A 12,971-nucleotide genomic window follows, 5' to 3' on the forward strand; every position below is an offset into this window, starting at 1 on the left:
AAATTGAAAAAATTAAATAGCTTTTTGGAATATATAAATAGATATCTGGCAGGAGCCGGGGCAAGGCTTCGGGACAGCCGTCTCGTTGGCCATTCCGGGCGCGTGGGCATCGACGCGCGCGGCGAACCGCTGTAGACACATTTTTCATGTGGTTTTGACCGGAAGTTCACATGGGGCCGAGCAGACTGCGCCAGACCCTGCCGCATCGGACCCGATGGCGAGGCAAGGCGCACGTTTCCTCCCATGATTTCGCGAAGGATGAATACCGATCATGCCCGGTCGACCCCGTCTGACTTCATGCTGTGCGGCTCTGGTCGCCTGCCTACTCGGCGTTGGCGTTCTTGTCGGTGCGCACGGAACGCCGCACCATTCGCCCGGCGCGGCCTATGCCGCCACGGGCCTGCCCGACCGCATCGTGCTCACTCCCGGCGCCGATCCGGCCCGCGAATTGGCGGTGGCCTACCGCACGGACAGCCGTCAAGCCGTCGCCGAGGTGCAACTGGCCCCTGCGCTGGACGGCCCCGACTCAGAGGCGCGCACCCGCCCGCTGAGCGGCAGCAGCCGGCTGTTCGCCACGGAGAACGGCGCCGCCTACTACCACCAGGTGCGCTTCACCGGCCTGCAACCGGATACCACCTATCTCTACCAGGCGAAGGGCGCGGACGGCTGGAGCGAATGGCTGCAGTTCCATACCGCCGCCGCCGGTTTCAAACCCTTTCGCTTCATCTATCTGGGCGATGTCCAGGACGACATCCTCACCCTCGGCTCGCGCACCATCCGCCAGGCTTTCCTTTCCACCGCCAGCCCCGCCCTGGTAGTTCACGCGGGCGACATGGTTTCGCAGGACAAAACGTTGATCCACGACGACGAATGGGGCGAGTGGAACCAGGCGGGCGGCTTTTACTATGCGCAGGTGCCGCAGTTGCCTGCCATCGGCAACCACGAATACCTCAAGACGTGGAATCCGCTCGAGGGCAGGGGGCGTCAGCTTAGCCCGCACTGGCCGCTGCAGTTCGTGCTGCCGGACAATGGCGCGCACGGCGTCGAAGGCACCAGCTATTACGTGGATTTCCAGGGCGTGCGCTTCATCGTCCTGGACGGCACGGCCGCCCTGCACCTCGGTGCGCTGGAGAGCCAGAAACAGTGGCTTGAGGCGAGTCTGAAAGACAGTTCGGCGCGCTGGAAGGTGGTGATCGATCACCAGCCGATCTTCACCTGCGCCCGACCGAAGGACACCGAAGTCCTTAAAGCGGCATGGAAACCGGTTCTCGAAAAATACAACGTTGATCTCGTGCTGCAGGGACACGACCATTGCTACAGCCGTCTCAGCGCCGAGGCGGGACACGAGGCGGCGCTCGCCGCGCGGGCGGCCGGCGCCGTGCAGGGACCGGTCTACCTGGTGTCCGTCGCCGGTTCGAAGATGTACCGGCTGAACGACAGGGCCCGCCGCCAGCCCGACCGGGTCGCCGAAGATACCCAGTTCTACGAGACCGTCGAAGTCGAGTCGCAGCGTCTGGCCGTTCGCACCTACACGGCCAGCGGCCAGCTCTACGACGCCTTCGATCTGCTGCGCGACGAGCAGGGTGGCAAGCACCTGGTCGAACCCGTCGCTAACCTGCCGGCCGAGCGCACCTGCGACGGCGAGCGGGGACCCGATGGCCTGCCCTGTACGGCATTGGGCAACGCTCGCGGTTAGAAGGCCTCCGATACGTCCACCTTGTCCGGGCAGGCGAGGCGGACGGTGTCGCGATCGCATGCCGGGCATCCGCTCGGGCGCTTCGACGGAGATATCGATGCCTGCCTCGACGCTCAGGGTCAGTTCTTCCATCTCCCGAACATGCGTACCACCGAGCAGAACTCGCGCCGCCATTGCAAGTCATGGCCGCCTCCTGGTGCCACGTAATTCCAGGCATGGAGGCCATCGATGCGTCGAGCCGGTCGGGAGCGCGGGTTCATTTCGAAAAGACCATGCTGCCCCACGGACTATGCTCGATGGGTGTGCCGGACCGATGTTCGGGATATCCGTCGCGGGCCGGTCCTGGCCGCATCCATGCCCATCGCCCGAGAGGAATCGCCATGGCTCGCCAATACAACCGACTGGACAAGGACAAGGCCGCGGTGCTGCTCGTGGACCATCAGGCCGGGCTGTTGTCGCTGGTGCGCGACTTCACGCCCGACGAATTCAAGAACAATGTGCTGGCGCTCGCCGATATCGCCAAGTTCTTCAAGCTGCCGACCATTCTCACCACCAGCTTCGAGAGCGGCCCCAACGGCCCGCTGGTGCCGGAACTCAAGGCCCTGTTCCCGGATGCGCCGTACATCCCCCGGCCGGGCCAGATCAACGCCTGGGACAACGTCGACTTCGTCAACGCGGTCAAGGCCACCGGGCGCCGGCAACTGATCATCGCCGGAGTGGTGACCGACGTGTGCGTGGCCTTCCCGACCCTGTCGGCGCTGGAGGAGGGCTTCGAGGTGTTCGTGGTGACCGACGCTTCCGGCACCTTCAACCCGGTGGTGCGCAAGGCCGCGCTGAACCGCATGAGCCAGGCCGGCGCGCAACTGCTGAACTGGTTCGCCGTGGGCTGCGAACTGCACCGCGACTGGCGCAACGATATCGAGGGGTTCGGCGGGCTGCTCGGCGGTCACCTGCCGGCCTACGCCAACCTGATGCAGAGCTATTTCGCCAATGCCGGCAAGGGCTGAGCCGGCCGGCGGCGGAACGTCCGTATCCCGGCGGATGCGGACACCCCGGTTTCACTCGAAGGAGAAGGCCTCCCGGAGGCGCCGCAGGGCCGTTTCGGAGTCGCCCGAGGCCCAACCCTCCAGACCGACGACGCCGCCGTAGCCCATCTTGCGCAGGGTTTTGGCGATGGCGGGATAGTTTATCTCGCCGGTGCCGGGCTCCATGCGGCCCGCAACGTCGGCGACTTGGATCTCGCCGATGGCGGGGCCGGCGCGGCGGATCAGTTCGATCAGGTTTCCTTCGCCGATCTAGGCGTGATGGAGATCCAGGTTCATCTTCGGGTACGGGCTGTCCACTGCCTCGACCAGCGCCAGGGCGTCCTCGCCGCTCGCCTGCGGGGTTTCGCCGCTGCGCAGGCGGTGGGCGAAGTGGTTCGACTCGGCGACGTAGGCGTCGCGCAGCAGGTCGGTGTCCATGCGCTGGGTGTCGGCCCGGATGCCATCGCTGCCGTAACTCAGCAGCGCGGGAGGTCCCGTCGCACGGACGTTCCCGCATTCCCGCCTGGGACGACTCAGGGTTGCAGCGTTCGGGCGAAGGAGGAATCGATCACCGTGTCGACTTTGAAGGCCTTGGGCAGGGCGCCGGTTTCCCGCAGGAAGTCGGCGGTTTCCTGGTAGTCGCGGGCGGCCTGGTCGTCGACCGGACCCACGGTCATGTCGGCCTGGCCGATCCAGTGGCGGGATACTTCCGGGTCGAGGTTGGCCTTCTTCGCCCAGAGCTCGGCGTACTCGCTCTTGTGTGTCTCGACCCAGGCGCGCGCCTGCTTGAGGCGGCCGAGGAAATCGGCGATGGCGGCGCGCTTGGGCTCGATGGAAGCGGCGTTGGCGGCGATGCTGGAAAGTCCCGGCATCAGGCCCTTGGAAGTGAGCAACGGGCGCGCGCCGGAGAACAGGATCTGCTGGGAAATGTACGGCTCCCACACCGGGAAGGCGTCGATGCTGCCTCGCGGCAGCGCGGCGGCGGCGTCGATCGGCATCAGCTTGACGAACTCGACGTAATCGCCGGGCAGGCCGGCCTTCTGCAGGGCGCGCAGGGTCAGTTGCTGGCTCCAGGCGCCCGGCCAGTAAGCGACCTTCTTGCCCTTGAGATCCTCGATGCTCTTGGCCGGCGAGTCCTTGGGCACCAGCAGGGCGATGGTGTCCGGGTTCTGCCGGGAGATGCCGATCAGCTTGACCGGCGCCCCCTTGGCAGCGAGGAAGATGAATCCCGAGTCGCCGAGAAAGCCGAGGTCCAGTGCCCCGGCGTCCAGTCCCTCGGCTAGCGGCGCGGCGGACTGGAAGTGCTTCCACTCGACCTGGTAGGGCGCGCCCTCTAGCGCGCCGGAGGCCTCCAGCGAGGCGCGCACGTTGTAGTAGTTCTGGTCGCCGATGCGCAACACGGCGTCGGCGGCCTGGCTCAAGGGCGCGACCAGCAGCAGGGTGGCGAGGCCGTTACGCAGAAATCGCGAAAACTTCATGGGTACTCCTTAGGGTCTAGCCGGCTGCGGCGCCAGACTCGCCGCCTGCGCGGGCGGGCCGATCCGGAAGCCGTGGTCGAAGGTCGGCGCCACGTCCAGGCGCTTGGGCAGCAGGGCGTGGGCCTGGTAGAAATCGGCGGTCTCCTGCTGCTGGGCGATGGTCGCCTCGTCCAGCGTCTGCCAGCGCAGCTCGCGGCGGGCGAAGGACAGCCGGGCCGCGTCCTCGGGGAAGCCGATGATGCGTGCCAGGGTCTTGGCATAGTCGTCGAGGTGCGCGTAGGCCCATCGCTGGGCGCCGCTCAGACGCCGCAGGTAATCCTGCAGGGCTTCGCGGCGGGCCGGGTCGGCCAGTGCCTTGTCGGTGGCGGCGAGGTAGCTGTTGCCGGCCCACAGGCCGCGGCCGTCGACCAGCACCCGGCCCTGGCCGCTGGTTTCCATCTGCGCGGTGTAGGGCTCCCAGGTCGACCAGACGTCTACCGCGCCGTTGGCCAAGGCGATCTTGGCGTCCACCGGGCCGAGGAAGCGGAACTCCACGTCCTGTTCGGTCAGCCCGGCCTTTTCCAGTGCCTTGAGGGTGACGAAGTGGCCGATCGAGCCGCGTCCGGTGGCGATTCGCTTGCCCTTGAGATCGGCGCCGCCGCGCAGCGGGCTTTCCTTGAGCACCAGCAGCGCGGTGCCGTAGGGGTTGGATTTGTTCACCGCGATGGCCTTGACCTGGGCGCCGGCGGCCAGGGCGAACAGCAGCGGCGCGTCGCCGATGATCCCTGCGTCCACCGCGCCGGCGTTGAGGGCTTCGGCCAGCGGCGCGGCGGCGGGAAATTCCGTCCACTGGATGACGTAGGGCAGATCCTTCAAGGCATCGGCCGCTTCCAGTTGGGCGCGCATGTTGCCCTTCTGGTCGGCGATGCGCAGGGTCAGCGGCTCGGCGGCTTGGGCGCCGTGCAGGAACAGGGCTGCCAGCGCGGCGAACAGGATGGAGCGTTTCATGGGCGATCCTCGGTGAACAGACTGGAATCGGCGAGAGCCCGGACATCGACGGGCTTCGGCAGGATCTTCTCCTCGTGGAACAGGTCGGCCACTTGCTGCATGGTGTCGAGATCCGCGGCGCTGACCGGACGCAGGCCCTTCGAGCTGCGGCCGGCGATCAGGGCGGCGGTTTCCAGGGGCAGATGGGTGAGTTCGGCGTAGACCCTGGCGTATTCCCGCGGGTGGTCGATGGCCCACTGCCGGGCTTTGGCGAAGCGCCGTACCACGTCCGCGATCGCTGCGCGCTTGGCCGGATCGGCGAGGGACGATTCGCTGGCGGTGACGAACGACAGCGCCGTGGTCAGGCCCTCGCCGTTACGCAGCAGGCGGGCGCCATTGTGCTCGGCGGTGCCCAAGTAGGGGTCGAAGACCGCCCAGGACTCGATCTGCCCGCTATTGAAGGCCGCGCTGGCATTGGTCGGCAGCACGAACTTGACGGTCACCTCGTCGCGCCGCAGGCCGGCTTCCTCCAGTGCCGCATAGAGCAGGTGCTGGGAAATACTGCCCCGCGCCGAAGACACCACCACGCTGCGGCCTTTCAGGTCGGCAACGCGCCGCAGCGGCGAATCGGCCTGGACCAGCAGGCCGTTGGAACTGCCGAAGCCGACGTTGGTGGCGATGATCTTCAAAGGCACGCCGCCGGCCGCCGCGGCCAGCACCGGCAGGTCGCCGGCGTAGGAGGTATCGACCGCGCCGGCGCGCTGAGCTTCGAACAGCGGCGCGGCACCCTGGAAGTTGGCCCAGCGGTAGGCATAGGGTGCATCCTCGAGCACGCCGGCGGTCTCGACCAGAGAGCGCAGGTTGCGCACCTGATCGCCGAGCACCAGGGTCACCTTGCCGAGGTCCACGGGTTCGGCGGCCTGCGCGGCATGGCCGAGGAGCAGCAGGACCGCCATGGCCAGCGCCTGGCGGAAAGGCTTTTTCGATGGCATCGCTTCGCTTTCCCCGTTACAGCCGGAAGCCCGGATCGTCGCGCTCCAACTGGCGCAGGTAGGCGTCCCAGTGGGATTGCGGACGGCCCTGGGCGATGGCGAGGTCGAAACCCCGCGCGGCCTTTTCCGCCACCGCCTCGGAGGGGAAGCGCAGCGCCGCGCCGCCGGACTGCGCGGCCAGTTGGGCGGCGCAGGCGCGCTCCAGGAAGTAGAGGTTGTAGAAGGCTTCCTCGATGGTCCGGCCGCTGGTGAGCAGGCCGTGGTTGCGCAGGATTAGCGCGTCGTGCTCGCCGATGTCGGCGATCAGCCGTTGCTGTTCGTCCAGGTCCAGGGCAATGCCCTCGTAGTCATGGTAGGCCAGGCGCTTGTAGAAGCGCATGGCGTGCTGGGAAATCATCAGCAGGCCGTCCTGCTGCGCCGACACGCCGATGCCGGCCGTGGTGTGGGTGTGCAGTACTGCGTGGGTGTGTTCGCGGGCGCGGTGGATGGCGCTGTGGATGACGTAGCCGGCGCGGTTGATGCCGAGGCCCGTGGGGTCGTCGAGCAGGGTGCCGTCGATGTCCACCTTGACCAGGCTGGAAGCGCTGATTTCGTCGAAGGCCAGGCCATAGGGGTTGATCAGGAAGTGCCGGTCCGGCCCCGGCACCCGTATCGAGAAGTGGGTATAGATGTGGTCGGTCCAGCGCAGCCGGGCGGCCAGGCGATAGGCGGCGGCCAGCTTGACGCGGGCCTCCCACTCGGCGGCGCCGACGCGTGCCCTGACGGAGGCGATTCGAGTGATGGCGTTCATGCGGTGTTCTCCTAGCGGGCCGCCTGCGCGGCCGGCGACTGCAGATAAGCGTTGAAAGAGGCGTCGAACAGGCTGGCGGCCGGATAGCCCTTGATCAGGCCGATCCGGCTGAAGAAATCCACGGTCTTCTGCGCCTCGGCGATGGCCGCCTCGTCCACCGGGCGCACCCGGATGGCGGCGCGGGCGAACCAGCGGCGCGCCACTTCGCGGTCGGCGCGGGTCAGTTCGGCCCAGGTGTCGGCGTAGCGTTCGCTGTTGGCCGGGTCGCTCAGTACCCAGTCGCGGGCCTGGCGCAGGCGGCGCAGGAAGTCGCCGAGCAGCTCGCGCTTGGCGGCGATGGCCTTGTCGGTGGCGACCACGAAGGTCTGCGCCGGGATCAGTTCCTCGGCGGTGGCCAGCACGCGGGCGCCCTGGAGTTCCTGCTGGGTGACATAGGGCTCCCAGGTGGCGATCACGTCCACCGAGCCGCCTTCCAGGGCATGCGAGGCGTCCAGCGCACCGAGGTAGCGCAGTTGCACCTGCTCGGGCGAAACCCCGGCCCGTTCCAGGGCGGTGAACAGCAATTGCTGGCTCCAAGAGCCTTTCCAGATCGCCGCGCTATGGCCGCGGATGTCTTCCAGGCGACGGATGGGCGAGTCCTTGCGCACCAGGATGGCGACCCCCTTGCGGTTCTGCTGGCTGATCCCGATCACCTTGATCGGCGCTCCCAGCGCGCCGAGGAACAGCGGCGGGGCATCGCCCAGCAGACCCACGTCTAGGCTGCCCACGTTGAACGCCTCGGCCACCGGCGAGCCGGCGGTGAACTGCTTCCATTCCAATTCGTAGGGCAGGTCGGCGAGCACCCCGGCGGCTTCCATGACCGTGCGCGCATTGAAACTCTGGTCGCCGACCACCAGGCTGGCGGCGAACGCCTGGACGCCGGCGAGCAGGGAGGCGCCGAGCAGCATGGTACCGAGCAGGCGCTTGAGGCCTTTTCCAGTCATGTTCGGTTCCTCAGGTGTAGGCCCGCACCGGCGGGTACTGGCCGTTCAGGGCGTATTCGCCGACCTCCAGCAGTTTGTGGGCGAGCGGGTCGTGCAGGCTGTGGGTGCGCGTGTCGCGCCAGAAGCGGTCGAAGGCATAGCGGTTGTGGGTGGCGCGCGCGCCCATCACCTCGAACACCCGGCTGGTGACATCGAGCGCGGTGCGCGCGGCGAGCACCTTGGCGCTGGCCACCTCGACGGCGGCCTCGCCGCGCAGTTCCGGGGTGAAGGCCTCGTCCGCGGCGAGCAGCTCGTCGACCTTGAGCGCGGCGCGGTCGGCCAGGGCGATGGCGCCCTGCAGGGCGATCCACAGCTCGCCGAACTGGCTGACCAGCAGCGGATCCCGATGGGCCTCGTCGACCTCCGCATGCAGCCAGGCGCGGCCTTCGCGGTGCACATAGGCGCGCGCCGCGCGCAGCGCGCCGAGGGCGTTGCCGAGGTAGAACTGGGTGAAGGCGGACTGGTTGACCGGGGTGCGGATCACCGCGGAGAAATCGCTGCCGTCCTCCAGATCGTTGGCGATGACTTCGCCGGGTTCGGCGCGCACCTCGCTCAGGACGAAGCTGCCGCTGTCGCTGCGCTCCACGCCGAAATGGTCCCAATCTTCGGCGTAGTACAGGCCGGGGCGCCCGGCAGGGATCAGCGCCATCAGCCGCTGGCCGTCGTGGGCATGGCGCGCGCTGACGCTGAGCAGATCGGCGAAGGCCGCGCCGCTGCAGAAGCCCTTGCGGCCGTTGAGGCGAAAACCCTCGCCGTCCGGCGTGGCGAGGATGTCGTCGTCGCGCGGATTGACCACTCCGGCCAGCCACAGCCGGCGTTCGGCGATTTCCGCCAGCAGGCGGTCGCGGCGCGGCTGCGGTTCGCGGCGAAGGTTGATCAGGTTGAGCTGATGGTAGCCGTAGAGCATGCCGACCGAGCCGTCGCCGGCGGCCAGTTCGCGGATGGTACGCACGATCAGCGACCAACGTTGGCCGGCGCCGCCCAGCTCGCGGGGGATCGCCAGATTGGTCAGGCCGCTGTCCTTGAGGCGCCGCAACTGGGTGTTGGGACGTTCGCGGGTGCGGGTGCGGCGGGCGATGTCGCGGGCGAATTCCTCGCCGATCGCATGGGCCAGCGCCAGCCAGTCTTCGGGGTTGGATGGGCTGCCCATTCAGGCCTCCAGGGGGCCGAGGCCCAGGTGTTCGCGCAGGGTCGTGCCCTCGTAGGCGCGGCGGTAGAGACCCAGGCGCTGCAGGTGCGGCACCACGCTCTCGGCGAATTCGGCGAAGGAGCCCGGCAGGTAGCCGGGGGAAATCACGAAGCCGTCGCAGCCGCCGGCGTTGAAGAGCTCCGCCAGTTGCTCGGCGATCTGCGCGCCGGTGCCCACCAGTTGCGGCACGCGCACGCTGCTGGCGAAGGTCTGCGCCAGTTCGCCGAGGTTCAGCGAGACGCCCAGCGAGCGCAGTTTCTCGGCGACCGCCGGCGGCGTTTCGGGGTGCGCGGCGATGTTTTCCAGGCGGCTGTCCGGGGCGAAGGCGGAGAAGTCGAAGTTGAGCTGTGCCGACAGCGTTGCCAGGCCGATCTGCGGGTGCGCCAGGGCGTTGTGGCGGTCGCGCTTGGCGCGCGCTTCGGCCTCGCTACCGCCGATGAAGGGCATTACCGCGGTGAGGATCTTGCACTGCTCCGCCGCGCGGCCCTGGGCGACCACCTGCTGGCGCACGTCGTCGCGGAAGGCGCGCATGGCGGGCAGGTTGCCGTGGATGCTGAAGATGGCCTCGGCCCAGCGCGCGCCGAAGCGTCGGCCGCGACCGCTGGAGCCGGCCTGGATCAGCACCGGGCGGCCCTGCGGGCTGCGCGGGATGTTCAGCGGGCCTTCGACACGGAACCATTCGCCGCGATGCGCCACGTCGCGCACCCCGGCCGGGTCGGCGAGGATGCCCTGCTCGCGGTCGAGCTTGAGCGCGCCCGGCGCCCAACTGCTCCACAGCTTCAAGGCGATTTCGACGAACTCGTCGGCGCGGTCGTAGCGCAGGTCGTGTTCCAGGTGGCGGTCTTTGCCGAACAGCCGGCCCTCGCTGTCGTTCATCGAGGTGACGATGTTCCAGGCGGCGCGCCCGCGCGACAGGTGGTCGAGGGTGGCCAGCGAGCGGGCCACGTGGACCGGCTCGTAATAGGTGGTGGAGCGGGTGACGCCGAGGCCGAGCCGGCGCGTCTGGCCGACCAGGTAGGAGAGGATCGGCAGCGGGTCGAGGCGGGTGGCGTCCTGGGCGCCGTGGCGCAGCGCCAGTTCGCGGGAGCCGCCCAACTGGTCGCCGATGGCGAAGCGGTCGGCGAAGAACAGTAGGTCGAACAGACCTTCTTCCAGTACCTTCGCGCTGCGCGCGTAGTACTCGGGTTCGAGGAAGTTGCCCTGGGTTTCGGGGTGCCGCCAAGCGGCATGGCTGTGGACGACGAGGCCGGCGAGCAGGAAGCCGGCCAGGTGGATCTGGCGGCTCATCGGTCGGTCTCGCGGCGCGATCGGGGCAGGGGGCTCGCCGGGGCGAGCAGCGGGTCGGTCATGAAGCGGTCTCCACGAAAGGGGGTGGAGCGCTCCGCTGGTGCGGTCGCGCCAGATGCTGCGGCGGGGATGGGGTCAGGCGCGGCGGGCGCTGTTTCGCAGGTCGCGTTCGGCTGCCTTGGCACGGATCAGCGGGATCAGCTCGCGGCCGTAGTCGACGGCGTCGTTGAGCGGGTCGAAGCCGCGGATCAGGATGTTGCGGATGCCCAGGTCGTAGTAGTCGATCAAGGCGTCGGCGACCTGCTCCGGGGTGCCGACCAGCGCGGTTGAGTTGTGGCCACCGCCGACCAGCCCGGCGATGCCAGTCCACAGGCGCTTGTCGACCCGCTCGCCCTGGGCCACGGTGGCGCGCAGGCGCTGGGCGCCGATGCTTTCCGGCTTGAGGGAGAGTTCCGGTCGGGCCACTTCGTGACGCGCGCGGGCGCGGCTCAGGATGACCTCGGCCTTGGCCCAGGCGGCGTCCTCGGTGGCGGCGACGATAGGCCGGAAGGACACGCTGAACTCGATGTCGCGACCGTGCCCGGCCGCCTCGGCGCGCACGCGCTCGACCAGCTCGCGGGTCTGCTGCAGGGATTCGCCCCACAGCATGTAGACATCGGCGTGCTTGCCGGCGACGCGGATGGCGGCGTCCGAGGCGCCGCTGAAATACACCGGCAGGTGCGGTTTCTGCTCGCTCTTGACCGCCGAGAAGGCCTGCTCGACCCGATAGAACTCGCCTTTGTGGTCGAACGGCTGTTCCGAGGTCCAGGTCTTTCTCAGCACGTCGAGGAACTCGTCGGTGCGCGCATAGCGCTGGTCGTGGTCGAGAAAATCGCCATCCTTGCGCTGCTCGCTGTCGCTGCCGCCGCTGATCACGTTCAGCGCCAGGCGGCCGTCGAGCAACTGGTCGAGGGTCGCCAGCTTGCGCGCGGCCAGGGTCGGCGCGACGAAGCCCGGCCGGTGCGCCAGCAACAGGCCGATGCGGCTGGTCGACAGGCCGGCCAGGGCGGTGACCAGGAAGCCGTCGGGCTGATCGGACCAATAGCCGATCAGGATGCGGTCGAAACCGGCGTTCTCGTGCGCCTGGGCGAAGTTGCGGATGTAGTTCTTGTCGAATACCGGCCCCACCGGGGCTATGGTTTCCGAGGAAAGTCGATGGCCGATCATGCCGAGAATCTGAACGCTCATGTACCGGGCTCCTGCCTGTGTGAGGGTTGGAAAGGACAAAATCCGGTTCGTCTCTTATAAGAAAAGGATCTTGTCTGGCTGGTTGCTTAGAAGGCTACAGAGCATTATTAGATGATGGAAATTCATTTTTTGCATATTCTAATATGCTTAAAGTGAATGTGTTGCGGCGCCTGAGCGCCTGGCCCCTGGCTCCCACGCAGAAGCGTGGGAGCCATCAACGTGCTCGGCGCCCCGCGGCCTTCCGAATACGCCAGCGATCTACACGGCGAGCGGCTGCTGAGCGAGGATCTGGTGCTGCTGGCGCGGCGGGACCATCCGCTGTTGCGCCGAGATATCGCGCCGAGCGATCTCGGCCGGGCCTGCTGAATGCTGCCGCGAGCCGGCGCGCCCGCCCAGCAGCCGCTCGACGCCTGCCTCGCCGAACTCGGCGTCAACGCTTCCCGGCCCATCGTGGAGACGGGGGATCTGGCGATCATCTGTGACCCGCTCTTGTAGTCCGACATGCAGGTATCGATTTTTTTATGAGGAGTTCGGCAATGGCCGGCGGAACAATTCAGGCGGGCATTCGGACAGGGAACTCGGCATTGGCGGCCGGTCGTCGGTTCGCCGTACCCATGAGGCGCGCGATGGAAGCGCTTCGGCTTCTGACGGAAACGTTTGCGTCGATTGTGGAAGATCCGCGTCGCGAAGTCGGCAGCCCTTGTTTCCGGGCCGGCACGAGGATGGCCGGTGGCAGGCGTGTCGGCGGGGGAGTGGGGAAAGCGCCTGGGCCAGTCGCGAAGGGCGGCGTCCGGGGCAAAGAACGCGCGGGCCGCCGGCTACCGCCCGGCGTTCACGACAGGAGCGAGGGTCCGCCGGTGGGGGGCAGACCGGAAGTGGCCTTTGGCGTCCCGTTCTTGGCCGGAGGAGCTGGTGGTGGCGGCACCAGGCTGCCGGCGAGGATCATGGCCACGAGCACGGCGATGCAGCCCCACACCAGCAGGGACAGGCGCTTGGGGGCCTCGCCAGTCTTGCGATTGCGGAATAGCGACGGGGCGATCACGCCCACCACGGTGGCCAGCGCCAGCAGCAGCGCGAGCACGCTGAGAATCTCAGCCAGTAAGGGCATCTGCTTTCTCCCGGTTCGAAGGGTCGAGCGTCCGTCCGGCTCGCCAGACGGACGGTGCGTTCCGGGGTGACTGTAGCCGATTTCACCGTTTCCCGTCCCCACTGGCCGAGCGCTTGGACCGCCGAGGCCGGGCGAGCCGCCGTTCATTGCCAGGGTGAGCGGCGGCTGTCGCTCTGCCCGTCGACGCCTGC

General features: G+C 68.0%; 12 protein-coding genes and 2 pseudogenes. 3 read left to right on the top strand and 11 right to left on the bottom strand.

The features are described 5' to 3' along the window. Positions 1-271: 271 nt before the first annotated feature. A complete protein-coding gene (locus tag ACGI6K_RS08305; protein WP_376946092.1) occupies positions 272-1,696 on the top strand; it encodes a fibronectin type III domain-containing protein in 1,425 nt (474 codons plus the stop codon). A 380-nt stretch (positions 1,697-2,076) separates the two neighbouring features. Continuing rightward, positions 2,077-2,703 carry an isochorismate family cysteine hydrolase YcaC gene (ycaC, locus tag ACGI6K_RS08310; RefSeq protein ID WP_376946094.1) on the top strand — a complete coding sequence of 209 codons (627 nt, stop codon included), beginning with the start codon at positions 2,077-2,079 and terminating at the stop codon, positions 2,701-2,703. A 51-nt stretch (positions 2,704-2,754) separates the two neighbouring features. Here ycaC and ACGI6K_RS08315 read toward each other — a convergent pair. The 10 genes and pseudogenes from ACGI6K_RS08315 to ACGI6K_RS08360 form a co-directional block, all read right to left on the bottom strand. Further along, positions 2,755-3,066: pseudogene (locus ACGI6K_RS08315) on the bottom strand (TIM barrel protein); the annotation flags it as partial. Then, positions 3,052-3,189 (bottom strand): annotated as a pseudogene (locus ACGI6K_RS08320) (Gfo/Idh/MocA family oxidoreductase); the annotation flags it as partial. The pseudogenes ACGI6K_RS08320 and ACGI6K_RS08315, both read right to left, overlap by 15 nt. A gap of 65 nt (positions 3,190-3,254) precedes the next feature. Next, entirely contained in the window at positions 3,255-4,199 is a 945-nt protein-coding gene (locus ACGI6K_RS08325; protein WP_376946096.1) for an ABC transporter substrate-binding protein, read from the bottom strand. A gap of 9 nt (positions 4,200-4,208) precedes the next feature. After that, positions 4,209-5,186, bottom strand: coding sequence for an ABC transporter substrate-binding protein (locus ACGI6K_RS08330; protein ID WP_376946098.1), 978 nt, complete (start codon positions 5,184-5,186; stop codon positions 4,209-4,211). Further along, positions 5,183-6,157: an ABC transporter substrate-binding protein gene (locus tag ACGI6K_RS08335; RefSeq protein ID WP_376946100.1), complete on the bottom strand. Its 975-nt coding sequence runs from the start codon at positions 6,155-6,157 to the stop codon at positions 5,183-5,185. The genes ACGI6K_RS08330 and ACGI6K_RS08335 overlap by 4 nt, the downstream gene beginning before the upstream one ends. A gap of 16 nt (positions 6,158-6,173) precedes the next feature. Then, positions 6,174-6,947 carry a class II aldolase/adducin family protein gene (locus tag ACGI6K_RS08340; RefSeq protein ID WP_376946102.1) on the bottom strand — a complete coding sequence of 258 codons (774 nt, stop codon included), beginning with the start codon at positions 6,945-6,947 and terminating at the stop codon, positions 6,174-6,176. Between the two features lie 11 nt (positions 6,948-6,958). Beyond that, the gene (locus tag ACGI6K_RS08345; protein ID WP_376946104.1) at positions 6,959-7,930 is read right to left on the bottom strand and encodes an ABC transporter substrate-binding protein; all 972 of its coding nucleotides are present in this window, start codon (positions 7,928-7,930) and stop codon (positions 6,959-6,961) included. Positions 7,931-7,940: 10 nt separating this feature from the next. Beyond that, on the bottom strand, positions 7,941-9,119 hold the full coding sequence (locus ACGI6K_RS08350; RefSeq protein WP_376946106.1) for an acyl-CoA dehydrogenase family protein: 1,179 nt from the start codon (positions 9,117-9,119) through the stop codon (positions 7,941-7,943). Continuing rightward, a complete protein-coding gene (locus ACGI6K_RS08355; RefSeq protein WP_376946108.1) occupies positions 9,120-10,445 on the bottom strand; it encodes an LLM class flavin-dependent oxidoreductase in 1,326 nt (441 codons plus the stop codon). It abuts the gene before it with no gap. 135 nt (positions 10,446-10,580) lie between these two features. Then, positions 10,581-11,672 carry an LLM class flavin-dependent oxidoreductase gene (locus tag ACGI6K_RS08360; protein ID WP_376946110.1) on the bottom strand — a complete coding sequence of 364 codons (1,092 nt, stop codon included), beginning with the start codon at positions 11,670-11,672 and terminating at the stop codon, positions 10,581-10,583. Between the two features lie 204 nt (positions 11,673-11,876). Here ACGI6K_RS08360 and ACGI6K_RS08365 point away from each other — a divergent pair, with 204 nt between their 5' ends. After that, a complete protein-coding gene (locus ACGI6K_RS08365) occupies positions 11,877-12,038 on the top strand; it encodes a hypothetical protein (protein ID WP_376946112.1) in 162 nt (53 codons plus the stop codon). A gap of 466 nt (positions 12,039-12,504) precedes the next feature. Here ACGI6K_RS08365 and ACGI6K_RS08370 read toward each other — a convergent pair whose 3' ends face one another. After that, positions 12,505-12,780: a hypothetical protein gene (locus ACGI6K_RS08370; protein WP_376946114.1), complete on the bottom strand. Its 276-nt coding sequence runs from the start codon at positions 12,778-12,780 to the stop codon at positions 12,505-12,507. Between the last annotated feature and the right edge of the window lie 191 nt (positions 12,781-12,971).

The sequence above is a fragment of the Azorhizophilus paspali genome, from assembly GCF_043587585.2.
GTDB lineage: Bacteria > Pseudomonadota > Gammaproteobacteria > Pseudomonadales > Pseudomonadaceae > Azotobacter > Azotobacter paspali.